We start from the raw sequence: 13516 nt of genomic DNA, 5'->3' as shown, positions 1-13516 counted from the left end.
AGTATAATTTTAAATTGTCAGGAACACGGTGGGATTCCCGAGTGGCCAAAGGGGGCAGACTGTAAATCTGTTGGCAACGCCTTCGAAGGTTCGAATCCTTCTCCCACCATCAGCCGTTGTGGCGGAACTGGCAGACGCACAGGACTTAAAATCCTGCGGGACTTATACTCCCGTACCGGTTCGATTCCGGTCAACGGCATATTTCAGGATAAGACTTATATACAGTCAGGGGCAAAACTAAAAACGGGTATACACACATTTTACAGTGCGTATACCCGTTCTTTTTGTGAGTAAATCCTTGCTATCATGCAGGACTGGTTTCCATTTCTTCGGTTTCCTCATCTTTTTCTTTTATATGCCGATTCAGTTTTTTCATCTCCGGAACGACAAAGAGGGCCACGATCACGGCCGATGACATATCTGCGATGGGTCCGGCAAAGAGGATTCCGTTAAGCCCCAAAAAGAGCGGCAGGATCAAAATCAGGGGAACCAGAAGCAGAAGCTGGCGGAGCATAGAGAGGACAGACGCCTTTAGAGGCTGCCCCGTAGCCTGAAAATAGTTTGTGGCCACGATCTGAAATCCGGCGCAGAAAATACCGAACAGATAAATCCTCAGACATTTCTCAGCGAAATTCACAAATGCGGAATTTCCTCCCCCGAATAAATTTACGATCAATCCCGGAAACAGCTGGCATAACAGCCATCCGATCAGTACGGAAACGGTAGCCGCCGCCACCGCATTTTTAAACAGATGTTTGATGCGGCGATATTTTTCTGCCCCGAAATTAAATCCGAAGATCGTCTGGGAGCCGATACCAATGCCGATACAAACAGATGCCAGGATCATGGCAAGCTTCATGACGATCCCCATGGCACTCAATGCCACATCTCCGCCCACGGCACTTTTGTTTCCGTAATATACGAGAGAGTTATTCATCGTAACCTGCATGATGCAGGCTACCAGCTGGGTGATGCCTGAGGAAGTGCCCAGTGCGATCACATTTTTGCAGACAGAGCCATCCAGCTTTAATTCTTTTAGATGCAGTCTCATCTGGCTCCGTTTGCAGAAGTAGAGAAACAGGATCAGTGCGGAGATGATCTGTGATGTAATTGTTGCTATGGCCGCGCCTTTGACACCCCAATGAAAGATAAAAATATAAATTGGATCAAGAATGGTATTCAATATCGCCCCGATCAGGATTCCATACATGGACAGACGGGGACTGCCGTCTGTCCTTGCCATATTAGAGAGACACGGTCCGATGACACTGAATGGAACACCGATCAGGATGATAGACGCGTAATCCTTTGCGTAGGGCATGATACTCTCTGTTGCTCCGAATAAACGAAGGATCGGTTCCATAAAAATAAAGCCGATCATGGCCAGCACGATTCCGGTGATAATGGAGAGCATAAAGTTATTGTTTAATGTTTTCTCGGCTTCCTCTTCTTTTTTCTGTCCCAGCTTGATTGCCGCATAAGCACTTCCGCCGGACCCGAGCAGAGTGGCGAATGCCATGATGATCGTAATGATAGGAAATGTAACCGTTGTGGCCGCATTTCCAAGGTAACCCACTCCCTGCCCGATGAAAATCTGGTCTACGATATTATAGACAGAGTTTACCAGGACAGAGATCGTGGAAGGTACTGCAAATTGGAGCAGCAGCTTTCCGACCGGCTCATATCCCAATGGATTTTCTTTCTTATTTGTCTGTGTTTCCAAATGATTTCAACCTCCTGTTCTGTATATATGAATATGCATTGTCTGAAATTTTTGTAAGCAGAAGTTCTGCCTGCTGGATTTCTTCTTCCGAAAGATTCTGTAACAATATTTCGTTCCACTGTCCGCGCAGATCAAAAATCATTTGGAGAGCAGGTTCTGCCTCACGTGTTGTGAACAAATGCTGGACTCTCTTATCACAGACATCCGGCTCCCGTCTTAAATATCCCTGATCCTCCATTTTCTTTACCGCTTTTGTAACAGTGCCTTTATCGAAGTGTCCGATCTTGGCCAGTTTCTGCATGCTGATTCCCGGATTTTCATAAATGCACACGAGAAAGAACTGCTGTCCCGGACCGATCTCTGTGTCAGCCAGGGACCAGTCAAAGAATCTCATTCCGTGACGGTGGATAACAGAGATCAGTCTGCTGATTTTTTTCATAAAAGTCTCCTTTTTCGAATAAAGTTGAATACACCAACTATTTTGGGCCAAAAAAATTAGTACTTTGAACATAGATGAATCAAAATACTATCTTAGATAAATATAATATAGCATAAATTAGTTGCATATTCAACTATATGTAAGAATAAAATAGAATATCGGCATGTAATTACCATAAATTACCATCAACTGATGCGCATCGCTGGTGATAAAATGAGAATATAAGAAGGAGGGAGAGCATGGGATATGGGAAAACAGACAGTAAAAGTACAGACGAACATGATCGCCAAGGTGCATTGGACCTTTCATTGATACCGGAAGATAAGCCCACGGAGAGACTGAACAGACGAATGAAAAAAATATTTGATGAGGCCAGAAAAAAGGAAGCGGCAGAGGAGGATAACAAAGACTTTTGAATACCGGACACGTTGTATTTTATGCCCTTTGGACTTGGCGCGTCCGGCGCAGTAGGGTATAATACTTACTAATATAATAATTTTTATGGAGGAATGTATTATGGAAATTACAAGTCTGCTGCCGGGCGTGAAAATTGTAAAAGAGGACGGAGGAGTAAAAGAAGACGTTTTTATCTCCCAGGGGGACAAAGTTAAGGTGACAACTGTGGATGAAACGGTGACGGGGACTTTCATGCTTGTGGAGTTTGCACGTTACAGTGAAGAAGATGATATTCTCCATATGGTGAGAGATGAAGAAGGATTTGCTGTGCCCTTCGACCAGATCATTGATATTGTAAGAGCAGATTAATCCTCTGCAGGGAAGGCACCAGCAACTGTATGACGCGACCGCTGCAGAACAAAATGTCATAACAAAAGAAATCAGTGTTTCCAAAATTAATAAAAAAAGATGCTCAGCGTTGTGCTGGGCATCTTTTCAGAATGATCAAAGCTATTATGCAAGACAAACGTTGACTGCCTGTAATCCGCGGTTACCCTGAGTTGTCTCAAATGTAACTTTCTGTCCGTCTTCTAAAGATTTAAAACCTTCTGCAGCAATTCCTGAAAAGTGTACGAATACATCTTCTCCTGTGCTTTCGTTTGTGATAAATCCAAATCCTTTAGTGCTGTTAAACCATTTTACTGTACCGTTATTCATGTGGTACCTCCTAATATTTTTATTGTATTTGAAGCAAAAATAAAAAAATCACATATTTTTTGTAAATCATCAAGAAGTGGTAATGATTTACAAAAAATATGTGAAAATCAAAATCTTATCAAAATACTTGTTTATAATAACATGAGGGAATATAATTGTCAAGCAATTCTGAAAAATAATTCACTGTCTCATTTGGGAATTATTCAAGTTCTTAAATAAAAAACTTTAACAGGACAGCAGTGAACAAATACAGACATAAAAAAACGGCTTATTTAAGCCGTTTTTTCAAGAGCGATAGACGGGACTCGAACCCGCGACCTCAACCTTGGCAAGGTTGCGTACTACCAACTGTACTACTATCGCATATTATCTGAAGTTCTTTGCTGAGAACAAAATTTATTCTACAATATCAGGGCAGAGATGTCAACTATATTTTTTACTTTTTACTATTTTTTTGCTGTATGAAAAACAATTAACGGATTGACAAAAAGATAAATATAAGTTAAAATATGGAAATAAGATATCTTATATCAAAATACAGCCAATCACTTCTACATCTATTTCAAGACAACCCCATTTCCATTGATCAGGAGGAACTATGCAGAAATTTGCAATCGAAGACAAGTATTTTGGGCCGCTGCTGCCTTTCATTCAGGACGATATGGTCACCGACGTTAACTGGAACGGAAAAGAGCTGATCGTTGACGACCTGGAGCGGGGCAGGCATACTGTTGCTGGAACAGAGATTTCAGAAAGTTTTATCAGCCAGTTCAGCGCAAGAATAGCCAATGCAGTCTCTGCTCCGTTTAATAAATATGATCCTTTGGTGGAAGCAGAAGTAGATGGACTGAGGATTTCCATTATACATGAAGATGTATGTGCCACCGGGCGGAGTATTTCTATCAGAAAGTCACCGGCACTTGTAAGGCTCAGCGAAGATAAAATTTTTAAAGAGAATTACTGCGGCAGAGAAATCCTGAATTTCCTGAAAAACTGCATTCTGGGACATATGAATATTGTGATTGCAGGTCAGGTAGGCAGCGGCAAAACAGAACTTTTGAAATATCTGACCAGGTTTATTCCGGACATGGAGAGAGTTATCACGATTGAGGACAGCTTAGAGATTCATTACCGGGAGATTAATCCGGGAAAAGACTGTGTGGCCATTGAGGTCAATGAAGATACTTTTGGCTATGTAGATGCCATTAAAGCATCTTTAAGACAGCTGCCTACGTGGATTCTTTTGTCGGAAGCCAGGGGCGAGGAAGTACAGCATTTAATACAGTCCCTTACCACGGGACACTATTCGCTGACAACCGTTCACACAGATGATGTGCGAAGGATACCGGAGAGGATGAAAAATATGGTGGATGATCCTATCGCATCGGAACGTATAGAGAGGGACGTCTATGGATTCGTTGACCTGGGAATCCTGATACGGAAGGAACAGAGTCCGGATGGCAGAATTCGCCGTTACATTGATCAGATTGCCTGTTTCTATTTGGACAAGACCGGACAGAAAACAATACAGTTGATCTTAAAGGACCGGAGGATTATAAATAAAGAACTTCCGGAGAAATTAAAGAAGAAATTTTTGGTCAAAGATCCGTTCCGATGGGAGGGGAGTGAACCATGAGACAACATCATAAACGAACAATTCTGACAACATTTCGGTACATCAAATATACAAATCTAAAAAAAGAGATTCGTGGCTATGGATACTCTTATTCATTTAAAAAATATCTCGCATCTTTACTTTTATCTTTCCTTGGAATTCTTTTAGCAGGAAAATTTTTTCATCTGCAAATACCTTATATCATAGGCCTGGGTCTGGCATATCTGTGTTTTTTTCCGATTATTATCATCCGGCAGTTTAAATATATGTATGAACAGCAGAGATTCAGGGATGTGGTGAATTATTTGGAGCAAATGATGTATTCTTTCAAAAAACAGCCTAAGATCATTGTGGCATTGGAGGAGACAAAACAGCTTTGTGAAGGCCGTATCCTGGAGCTTATCGATGAGGCAGAAAAAGCCATCAGCAGTCCGGGTGCAGTGGACGATTTATACCGGCACGCACTATCCTGTATCGAGCAGGAGTACCGCTGTGACCGGATGAAGATGCTGCATGACTATCTGGTCAAGGTGGAAAATCTGGGCGGTCAGTACCAAAGTACATTAAATATCATATTAGACGATGTGAAAGAATGGACAGAGCGGACATATCTCTTTCAGAAAGAGAGAAAAAGCATGAAATTTAAGATCGTACTATCTCTAACCGCATCTCTGGCAGTCGCGGGGACCACAGTTATGATGCTGGCCAGCGATGAGATGCTTGGAAAGGTGCTCAGGGGACCGCTCTATCAGAGAACGACGTTTTCTCTTTTGGTTTTATTTCTGATGTTATATCTGGGAGCACAAAAACTGCTCACAGGCTCGTGGCTGAAAGATACACTGGATGAAAATCCGGAACAAATCAAAAAAGATTTTAAGACAATGCGGGAGGAAAAGGACGGAAAACAGCCGTGGATCATTACTATACTGAGTTTTCCCGTTTTACTCCTGGGGTTTGACTGGCAGAATCTTTATATTATAGGGGCGGTAACAGCCCTGATAGCCGCAGCGTGGTTCACGCCGTCGTTAAAGAGAAAGAATGCCGGGGGAAGAATTCTAAAAGAGATCAATCAGAAGTTTCCATATTGGCTCAGGGGGATCGCACTGAGCCTTCAGACAGAAAATGTCTATGTTGCGATAAGGGATTCTCTTGATCAGGCACCTTATGTATTAAAGGAACAGATAGAGATACTTCTTCATAACATTGATGAAGATCCCGAATCTATACTGCCGTATCAGAATTTTCTGTCGGAGTTTGATCTGCCGGAAATACAGTCTGCCTCCAGAATGCTGTATTCCCTTACCAACTGTGGGAAAGACGATTCCGAGGCACAGATAAATACCTTGATTCACCGGAATAATGTATTGATGGACAAGGCAGAATGGCTTCAAAATGAGAACGATGTAGCAGGGATAGGAGCATTGACATTTGTGCCCATGATACTGGCAACTTTCAAGATGATCATGGACCTGGGCTTGATTTTTGGAAGTTTCTTTACGCTTTGGACGAAGCTTTCGTAATAGACAGGAGGATATATGCAGGATTTTTTTGAGGAACTGGGAGCGGTTTTATTTTTGCTGCTTACAGGCATTGGTATTTGTGCAGTCTACATTCATTTTGTTCAGCTGATCAGCTGAAAGGAGGTGACACCTATGAAGACAATCATTGACGAATACGGCAGCATCATCTTGTGTGTGATCGCGGGAACCGCGGTGCTTGCGTTTCTGGGAGTACTATTATCTGCTGCTGCCCGGTTTGGAACGGCCTTTTTTGACTCTATCAGCTGCGCATTGTGTTAGGAGGATGAGGTGAAGCAGACCATTGAGAATTACGGAAGGATTATTGTGTTATTAGCAGCAGCTTTTGGAGCAGTTTTCCTCATACGAAATACAGTCTATTCACAGCTGAAAGCAAACGGCGTGATACAGGATACCAATCATATCTCATCCAATGAATTTTTTCAAAAGCAGGGCAGACCAAAGTTGTCTGGAGTCCGCGGGGAAGACGGTACGGCAAGAAGACTTGTCATTAGAAAAGAAGAAAAGCTGATTCCGAGAAAGCTTGTAAAGGCAGAGGATAAAAAAGACGGTGACTTGACAGAAAAAATCAAGATTTTTGTTGTCACGAATGAGGGAGGGAAAGAAGTGAGATCTCTGTTTGAGTCAGAATATCTGGATACGAGTCATGATAAAGAATTCATTCTTTTATATACGGTTAAAAACTCCATAGGGTTAGTTTCGGAAGGAAGAATTAAGATACTGGTAAAGAATTATGGTGAAAATCACAGTGAATGAAGATGTGAAGCGGTTCCTTATATATTATACAATTTACAGAATCTGCGGACAGCTGTGCAGCCTGATCGGAATTCCCGGTCTGTATCCAAATCTGATCAGCGGCCTGTGCCTGATCCTTCTTTGCAGCCCCTTTTTGGCAAAGGATCAAAAGAAAGGATTCATAGTCCGCAGAGAGCTGATCTTATTTACAATATCTTTCTTTTTCCTCACGCAGTACATCTCTGTTTATCTAACTGATATTTTTCATAACAGCAAATTTATAATGAATCAAGAGGCTGAGAAAAGCCCGATCTTAGTAAACGCAGCTGCGGCAGGGATTGTTGGACCGGCAGCCGAGGAACTTTTATTCCGCAGATTCTTGTATGAAGGACTAAAACCAATTGGAAAAGTAAAGTCGTCTCTGATTTCCAGCGTTATTTTTGGGCTGTGTCACAGACAGGTGATCCAGGGAATCTATGCATCACTGTGGGGGAATGTCTTTTGTTTTGTGTATGAAAAACATCAAAGCTTAAAAGCACCTTTTTTAGTACATATGATCAGCAATATGCTGTCTTTTTCACCGATTCTTTGGATCAGTCTGAATCATGTTTGTTTTACCGTCTGTATTACTTTTATTTCCGCATGGATCGTCTGCCTGGCGATTAAGAAGAAAGGGGAATGTTTATGAAGATGCCTGTCGAATTAGTCGTCAGTGTGATTCTGCTCTGCCTCGGTGCCTTTATAATGGCTTCATATAACGGAGCGGCACTGGAGGAGGCCGGAGCGAGAGCTGTTCATGAGGATATGATAGGGAGAATTGAGGCCAGTGGTTTTGACCCTTTGACTATTAAAGAGTGTGAAAAAGAGGCGTCTGAAAAAGGATACAGTCTTTCCATAAAAAATGACGGCTTTTATGATGATAAGCCAAAGTATAAAGTAGTGCTGGCTTATCATCTGAGGATAAAACTGCTGGGAATTGCCAGCCGGCAGGAGATTGAAGGGTATGCATTATGAGGAGGATAAAAAATGAAGCTGGCTGTAGAGACATTTGTATGCTGTTTTATTATAGCCGCAGGAATGTTTTTAAATGTCGTTTATTGTGCCAATACGAAGGTTGTCTCCAACGCAAAGCAGTACCAGTCGGCCGCAGTCCATAAGATGGATGCGGCAGGTTTTTCAAAAGCAGTGGTGGAGCAGTGCCGGAAGGAGGCAAAGGAGGACGGGTATGTTGCTTTGGATGTATTAAAGGAACAGGCTGATGAGAACAGGGCCCGCTCTCTTGTAACATTGAAGTATAAATTATATGTACCTCTGCTGCGGATAGAAAAGGTTTGTCAGATCAGAAGCTATGCGAACAGTGTAATAGAGGATGAAGAATGACTGAAAGGAGTTATTTATGAAAAGTTTTTTAGAAGATTATGGATTGATTATTGTAGCGGTGATTGTAGTGCTGGCTTTATGTGTTTTTGCCAAAGGTACTTTTGTGACGCAGTTTCAAAAAGCGCTGACGGATACCATTTCAACATTTTTTGAGAAGTCAGGTGCAAACAGTTCGTTTATTCTGCTGGGATGACATGGCGGGGCATAAAGCAGAGGAGGAGCCATTATGAAAGGGGCAGTCACAGGAATTATTTTACTTGTCATCTTAATCTACTCTGTGTTTATAACACAAAATATTGCAGGCCTCACAACCAGAAAAACAGAACTTACGATGGATGTCTCCAATGCGGTTGAACAGACTTTGGACAATATGAAGGAGGAACAGTATGAATCCAGAGAGCAGATGGCAGAGGCATTTGTCCGGGATTTAAAGACACAGATTACATCAGATGCCCACATAGAAGTGGAGATTATCGGAGCCGACCATATCCACGGCCTGCTGGACGTCAATGTCCGTGAGACCTTCCTTACTTCAGACGGAAAGAAAAAAACGATCGAGGTCAGAAAAACAGCAGTGCTGGAACAGTTTCAGGAAGAAGCATAAGGGGGCATGTCAGAATGAAAAAATGGGGAAAAAGAATCATTTCCGGTGTGATTGCAGCAAGCCTGCTGACGGCAGCTGCGATATCGGGATCAGAACAGGGCACAGGCACAGTGGCTTCGGTCGTTCAGGCCGGCACAGAGACGAGCTTTATGGGAAAACTGCTTGAGGGTGGATACATCGATGTATTCACCTCCTGGACTCAAGAAGAACAGAATAAATTTTATGACGGGTTAAGTCCTCAGCAGCAGTCTGTGTTTTTGGAAGTGACAAACTGTCAGATTACAAGGGAACTTATAAAAAGCGAACGGTCAAAGGAGGAGCTGGAACAATTTTTTGACCGGCTGCAGCCTTATTTTTTGATACTGAAGAAGGGAAATCAGGAGAAGCCGGATGATGAGATCGTCATAGAGTGTATAAATCAGATTGAGGGAACAGATTATCATTCTTCAGAGCAATATATAAAGCAGCTGGTTTCAGAAAAAAAGGATCATTATCTGGAATTTTACGACGCCCTGAAACTGGTGAAGGACGGGAAACTGGAAATTGAGAGCGCAGTGGATGATTTCTATAAAGAACTTGGCTTTCTCAAGAAAGATAGGGTTCCAGCAAACTCAGCAGAAGTATCCCGGCAGCCAGTCCAGGTACAGAAAAAAGCGGCGGCAAAAGCTGTTTCAGACAGATATTCCAACTTTAAAGCCGTGAGTTCTTTGAAAGCTTTGAAAGATGCTGTGGCTTCCGTAAAGAAAGGTGAGAAAATAGCCGTCCGTGTGGACAAGGGTTTTAATGTGACATCAGTGATCAGGACAAACGGCCGGCATGTGAAGATTTACGCGGACGGTGAGAGCGGACATAATCTCAACAGGACTGCAGGATATAAAGATGTCATGTTGGAAGTAAATGGAGGATCACTTACATTAGGGGCTTATGACGGAGATGGAAGAGCAAAAAATAATCTGTACATCAACGGAAAAAATATCGCTGCGTCAGCTCCTTTGATAGAAGTTACATCAGGGCACCTGTATCTAAATAAATACAGCCGTATCATAGACGGATATTTTTTGGCGGACTTTGCGGGAGGGGCAGGAATTGCACTGAATTCCGGTACATCCTGTTATATGTTCGGCGGCAGGATCGACAACTGCCGGGCAAAGAGCAGCAAAGACGTATCTTCCAGTTCACCGAAATCTTCTCACGGAGGAGGTGTCCTGGTCGGCAATGGTTCTTCTTTTTACATGTTTGCGGGATCAATAGAACACTGTCAGGCGATTCATGGCGGAGGCATTATGAACTATGGAACCCTGAGGCTGTACGGAGGTGCGATTTCAGACTGTGCAGCGTCCAACCAAAAGAAGGATGCTCTCGGAGGAGCGGTTAAAGTGCAGGGAGCGATCGAAACGAATGGAAAAGTAAGCTCTACAAAAGGTGACTTGGGCGTCTGGAAGTACACGAGATCCGCTGCATGGATTGTGAATGGAAAAGATGGATATCAGCAGGGAACCACCACGGGTGTGGTATTAAAAAACAATCAGGCAGATGCAGGCGGAGCCATATGTTTGAATAACGGTTCAAACGGAGCCATCCAAGACTGTAATATTAATGGAAATCACAGCACCGGAAACGGAGCAGGCATCTGTCTGTCAAACGGCAGTTATAAAAAGGGCGCCGCTTTGGAACTAAAGACGGGAGCCGTGATTCACGGAAATGAAAGCAAAGGTTATGGAGGAGGTATTTACTGTGCAGATTCTGTGAAAGGCTCTTTAAGCGGAGGAACTATGTATGATAACTCGGCAAAATATGGCGCAGGCATCTATCACGAGGCAGAATTCCGCATGAGTGGAGGAACTGTAAGAAGTAATCATTCCGGCAATTCCGGGGGCGGAATCTATGCAAAGGGAAAACTTTCTATGACCGGAGGGGAGATATCTGCCAATACAGCCGCCACATACGGGGGAGGAGCCATTTTAAAAACTGTAGGAGGTTCTGTAAGCGGAGGAAGTATCAAAGGCAATTCCGCCTCTGCCAATGGTGGGGGACTTCAGATAGACGGAACAGTCTCACTTTCAAACGCATCGGTAAGTTCTAACAGCGCTTCCGGGAAGGGCGGAGGTATCTCAGTAAGTTCATCCGGCACATGTAATTTAAGCAGCGGCAATGTCAGCGGAAACACCGCAAAGGCGGGAGGCGGGGGTATTTACATTGACGGCACCTGCAAGGCAAACGGGAGCAGCTTTACTGGAAATCAATCCTCCGGAGACGGAGGAGCTGTTTACATAGCCAGCGGTACTTTTACAACGTTTCAGGCGAATCAGGCAGTAAACATCCAGGGAAACAGTGCGTCCGGAAATGGCTCAGGTATTTATAACAGAAATATTACGGTTCTGAACAACAACGCCCATATCTTGAACAATCAGTGCAAAAATGGTACACAACGGGGTATTTTTCATGAAGGAAGTCTGTTTTCAATAGAAGGAAATACGGAGATACAACAGGAAATTTATCTTGCAAAGGACCGGTTTGTTACGGCTTCCAACCGATACTTTTCCAACAGCAATTCATTGAAGGCCAAAATTTCTCTGGATACTGCCAATATACGAAACGGCTATGCGGTAGTAAAAGGGAATGTATCAAATTCTGCGGACGGTAATTACAAGACAGGAGAGGCATTGCTGAATAATCAGTCTGCGGGCGGAAGATTTGTGTATGCAGGCAGCGGATATGTCATGAGACCGGGAAATTTAAAGAAATCATCTTCTGGCTGTGCTCCATTCAGCATTGTTCTGAGTCAGGCATACCAGATTCGCTATGATAAAAATTCAAAAGAGGAGGTCATGAACATGCCGACGGCAGCAGTTAAGTATTGGGAGGAGGATATAAAGCTGTCGGCGCTGACACCTACCGGTGGATCGGGCGCGTTTGTGGCATGGAATACGAAAGCAGATGGGACAGGAGACGGGTATCAGCCGGGGAATGTTTATACGGCAAATGCGGATGCGACTCTTTTTGCACTGTGGCCCCATTACAGGGTGGAATATCTGCCTGGAATTCGGAGTGCCGCTGGCACGACGGACAGCCAGGAACAAAACAAATCTGAGGATATACTACTGAGAAAAAACGGGTTCCGGTCATCAGAAGGGAAGTTTGTAGGCTGGAAACAGGATATCAGCAGTGCCCGCAAAAGAATGGAATTAGAACCGGTGGGATATAAAGAATTAAAAGAAGAGCGGGAAAAGGGTAAATTAAATCATATATTAGACTTTGCAGAAAGCTATAAAAAAGTCAATTTATCTGAAAATTTGGATAATATAAATAGCTTATTGGATGTTGAAGATATATTTTTTATGGAAGGCCAATGGGACAGTAAACCAGATATTATTCTGAACGATAAAAAGACTTTTTTAGAGAATGAAAAAATAAAGAAGAATGATTTATTAAAAGTTGTAAAGGGTTGTTATGATGAAGAAGATGGAGAATTGACAAAAAAAGTACAGATTATAAAACTAGATTACACAAAAAGTATGAAAGGATACCGGCCGGAAACCCAAAATTTTTCTGGAGGAATGAATGATACAGATGTAATGGACACTTATTTTATGAAGCTTGAAAAAGATGAGACAGTAGAAGTCAAAGTTACTTTTCAAGCTGAAGACAGCGTTGGAAATGTTGCAGAAAAAGAAGGCACGGTATGTGTAACTTATAACAATCCTCCCAAATTACATTCACAGAATCTTGCATTTTATCAAAAAGATATAGACAACAATCCACAGACCATTCTTAAAGAAATATTTGAAAACTATCAGGTAGAAGACATAGAAGATGACAAAAAAGGCCTGAAAGTACCAGTGTCTGTTATTGATCCAATACCGCTGCAAATTGAAAAGTTAAATTCGGTAGGTGAGCATAAAATTGTTTATCAGGCAATAGATTCTTTGGGGAAGAAAACAAAACTTGATTCGATAGTATATATCGCCGAGAACAATCCTTTTAAAGACTCATATAAATATAATGTAAGATTTATAAATAAGAAATATTTGTATACCTTGAAAGAGTCGAGCAAATGGAAGAAAAATGAGGAATTAAATGCTCAGCTCACAAGTCAGCTGGAAAAAACAAAGGAAGATGCTGAGTTAAAATATGAATTTGAAATAAAGAAATAAATATACAGGGAATGGCGAAAGTCGTTCCCTGTATATTTCAAATTAATACATGGAATTTTTTACTTATTTTTCTATAATATATTTATGAGAGAAAAGATACTAAAAACCATCATTATATTAATCATGTGGAGATGTTATGAAAAAAGAGGTTAAAATTATATTAGTATCTTGTTTATTTGTAATAGTGAATTTTAGCATTAGAAGCGGAACGACAA

15 protein-coding genes and 3 tRNA genes are annotated in these 13516 nt (G+C 42.2%); 14 read left to right on the top strand and 4 right to left on the bottom strand.

Annotated features, from left to right (window positions below):
- The first annotated feature begins 27 nt into the window (after window positions 1-27).
- Both DWV34_RS01015 and DWV34_RS01010 read left to right on the top strand, forming a co-directional pair.
- Window positions 28-109: transfer RNA gene (locus DWV34_RS01015), tRNA-Tyr, on the top strand.
- A gap of 3 nt (window positions 110-112) precedes the next feature.
- Window positions 113-199 (top strand) — tRNA-Leu (locus tag DWV34_RS01010).
- Window positions 200-304: 105 nt separating this feature from the next.
- Here the strand turns inward: DWV34_RS01010 and DWV34_RS01005 are convergent.
- Together DWV34_RS01005 and DWV34_RS01000 are read right to left on the bottom strand one after the other, a co-directional pair.
- Window positions 305-1723: an MATE family efflux transporter gene (locus DWV34_RS01005; RefSeq protein WP_118475064.1), complete on the bottom strand. Its 1419-nt coding sequence runs from the start codon at window positions 1721-1723 to the stop codon at window positions 305-307.
- The gene (locus DWV34_RS01000) at window positions 1704-2162 is read right to left on the bottom strand and encodes a MarR family winged helix-turn-helix transcriptional regulator (RefSeq protein ID WP_022260654.1); all 459 of its coding nucleotides are present in this window, start codon (window positions 2160-2162) and stop codon (window positions 1704-1706) included. The genes DWV34_RS01005 and DWV34_RS01000 overlap by 20 nt, the downstream gene beginning before the upstream one ends.
- Window positions 2163-2401: 239 nt before the next feature.
- Here DWV34_RS01000 and DWV34_RS17320 point away from each other — a divergent pair, with 239 nt between their 5' ends.
- Complete coding sequence (locus DWV34_RS17320) at window positions 2402-2578, top strand: hypothetical protein (RefSeq protein WP_009289308.1); 177 nt, start codon at window positions 2402-2404, stop codon at window positions 2576-2578.
- A gap of 100 nt (window positions 2579-2678) precedes the next feature.
- A complete protein-coding gene (locus tag DWV34_RS00995) occupies window positions 2679-2927 on the top strand; it encodes a hypothetical protein (protein ID WP_009289307.1) in 249 nt (82 codons plus the stop codon).
- A 144-nt stretch (window positions 2928-3071) separates the two neighbouring features.
- Here the strand turns inward: DWV34_RS00995 and DWV34_RS00990 are convergent, their stop codons facing one another.
- A complete protein-coding gene (locus tag DWV34_RS00990; RefSeq protein ID WP_022260655.1) occupies window positions 3072-3275 on the bottom strand; it encodes a cold-shock protein in 204 nt (67 codons plus the stop codon).
- 290 nt (window positions 3276-3565) lie between these two features.
- Window positions 3566-3638 (bottom strand) — tRNA-Gly (locus tag DWV34_RS00985).
- A 235-nt stretch (window positions 3639-3873) separates the two neighbouring features.
- On the opposite strand from DWV34_RS00985, the gene DWV34_RS00980 reads away from it, so the two are divergent.
- The 10 genes from DWV34_RS00980 to DWV34_RS00945 all read left to right on the top strand — a co-directional run bounded on the left by DWV34_RS00980 (window position 3874) and on the right by DWV34_RS00945 (window position 13301).
- Window positions 3874-4911, top strand: coding sequence for a CpaF/VirB11 family protein (locus DWV34_RS00980; protein ID WP_009289305.1), 1038 nt, complete (start codon window positions 3874-3876; stop codon window positions 4909-4911).
- Window positions 4908-6410: a hypothetical protein gene (locus DWV34_RS00975; RefSeq protein ID WP_022260656.1), complete on the top strand. Its 1503-nt coding sequence runs from the start codon at window positions 4908-4910 to the stop codon at window positions 6408-6410. The genes DWV34_RS00980 and DWV34_RS00975 overlap by 4 nt, the downstream gene beginning before the upstream one ends.
- A gap of 132 nt (window positions 6411-6542) precedes the next feature.
- Window positions 6543-6689 (top strand): hypothetical protein, encoded by a 147-nt coding sequence (locus DWV34_RS17155; RefSeq protein WP_006567517.1) that lies wholly within the window; start codon window positions 6543-6545, stop codon window positions 6687-6689.
- Between the two features lie 9 nt (window positions 6690-6698).
- The gene (locus DWV34_RS00970) at window positions 6699-7184 is read left to right on the top strand and encodes a hypothetical protein (RefSeq protein WP_009289302.1); all 486 of its coding nucleotides are present in this window, start codon (window positions 6699-6701) and stop codon (window positions 7182-7184) included.
- A complete protein-coding gene (locus DWV34_RS00965; protein WP_022260658.1) occupies window positions 7162-7851 on the top strand; it encodes a CPBP family intramembrane glutamic endopeptidase in 690 nt (229 codons plus the stop codon). Before DWV34_RS00970 ends, DWV34_RS00965 begins: the two co-directional genes overlap by 23 nt.
- Window positions 7848-8177, top strand: coding sequence for a hypothetical protein (locus DWV34_RS00960; RefSeq protein ID WP_009289300.1), 330 nt, complete (start codon window positions 7848-7850; stop codon window positions 8175-8177). The genes DWV34_RS00965 and DWV34_RS00960 overlap by 4 nt, the downstream gene beginning before the upstream one ends.
- 12 nt (window positions 8178-8189) lie before the next feature.
- Window positions 8190-8543, top strand: a complete 354-nt coding sequence (locus DWV34_RS00955) for a DNA methyltransferase (RefSeq protein WP_118475062.1) — start codon at window positions 8190-8192, stop codon at window positions 8541-8543.
- 16 nt (window positions 8544-8559) lie between these two features.
- Window positions 8560-8736, top strand: a complete 177-nt coding sequence (locus DWV34_RS17315; protein ID WP_006567512.1) for a hypothetical protein — start codon at window positions 8560-8562, stop codon at window positions 8734-8736.
- A 33-nt stretch (window positions 8737-8769) separates the two neighbouring features.
- Window positions 8770-9147, top strand: a complete 378-nt coding sequence (locus DWV34_RS00950; RefSeq protein ID WP_009289299.1) for a hypothetical protein — start codon at window positions 8770-8772, stop codon at window positions 9145-9147.
- A gap of 14 nt (window positions 9148-9161) precedes the next feature.
- Window positions 9162-13301, top strand: a complete 4140-nt coding sequence (locus DWV34_RS00945) for a right-handed parallel beta-helix repeat-containing protein (protein ID WP_118475060.1) — start codon at window positions 9162-9164, stop codon at window positions 13299-13301.
- The last annotated feature ends 215 nt before the right edge of the window (window positions 13302-13516 follow it).

The sequence above is a fragment of the Anaerostipes sp. AF04-45 genome (assembly GCF_003461725.1).
Lineage (GTDB): Bacteria > Bacillota > Clostridia > Lachnospirales > Lachnospiraceae > Anaerostipes > Anaerostipes caccae.
The sequence above is the reverse complement of the archived record's forward strand: the minus strand, read 5'-3'. Positions and strand labels throughout refer to the sequence as shown.

Excerpts from the sequence above, each read along its gene's own strand:
- DWV34_RS00965 (WP_022260658.1), top strand. The coding sequence starts at position 7,162 with ATGGTGAAAATCACAGTGAATGAAGATGTGAAGCGGTTCCTTATATAT.
- DWV34_RS00950 (WP_009289299.1), top strand. The coding sequence starts at position 8,770 with ATGAAAGGGGCAGTCACAGGAATTATTTTACTTGTCATCTTAATCTAC.
- DWV34_RS00955 (WP_118475062.1), top strand. The coding sequence starts at position 8,190 with ATGAAGCTGGCTGTAGAGACATTTGTATGCTGTTTTATTATAGCCGCA.
- DWV34_RS00945 (WP_118475060.1), top strand. The coding sequence starts at position 9,162 with ATGAAAAAATGGGGAAAAAGAATCATTTCCGGTGTGATTGCAGCAAGC.
- DWV34_RS00990 (WP_022260655.1), bottom strand. The coding sequence starts at position 3,275 with ATGAATAACGGTACAGTAAAATGGTTTAACAGCACTAAAGGATTTGGA.
- DWV34_RS17315 (WP_006567512.1), top strand. The coding sequence starts at position 8,560 with ATGAAAAGTTTTTTAGAAGATTATGGATTGATTATTGTAGCGGTGATT.
- DWV34_RS01000 (WP_022260654.1), bottom strand. The coding sequence starts at position 2,162 with ATGAAAAAAATCAGCAGACTGATCTCTGTTATCCACCGTCACGGAATG.
- DWV34_RS00980 (WP_009289305.1), top strand. The coding sequence starts at position 3,874 with ATGCAGAAATTTGCAATCGAAGACAAGTATTTTGGGCCGCTGCTGCCT.
- DWV34_RS17320 (WP_009289308.1), top strand. The coding sequence starts at position 2,402 with ATGGGATATGGGAAAACAGACAGTAAAAGTACAGACGAACATGATCGC.
- DWV34_RS17155 (WP_006567517.1), top strand. The coding sequence starts at position 6,543 with ATGAAGACAATCATTGACGAATACGGCAGCATCATCTTGTGTGTGATC.
- DWV34_RS00975 (WP_022260656.1), top strand. The coding sequence starts at position 4,908 with ATGAGACAACATCATAAACGAACAATTCTGACAACATTTCGGTACATC.
- DWV34_RS00960 (WP_009289300.1), top strand. The coding sequence starts at position 7,848 with ATGAAGATGCCTGTCGAATTAGTCGTCAGTGTGATTCTGCTCTGCCTC.
- DWV34_RS00995 (WP_009289307.1), top strand. The coding sequence starts at position 2,679 with ATGGAAATTACAAGTCTGCTGCCGGGCGTGAAAATTGTAAAAGAGGAC.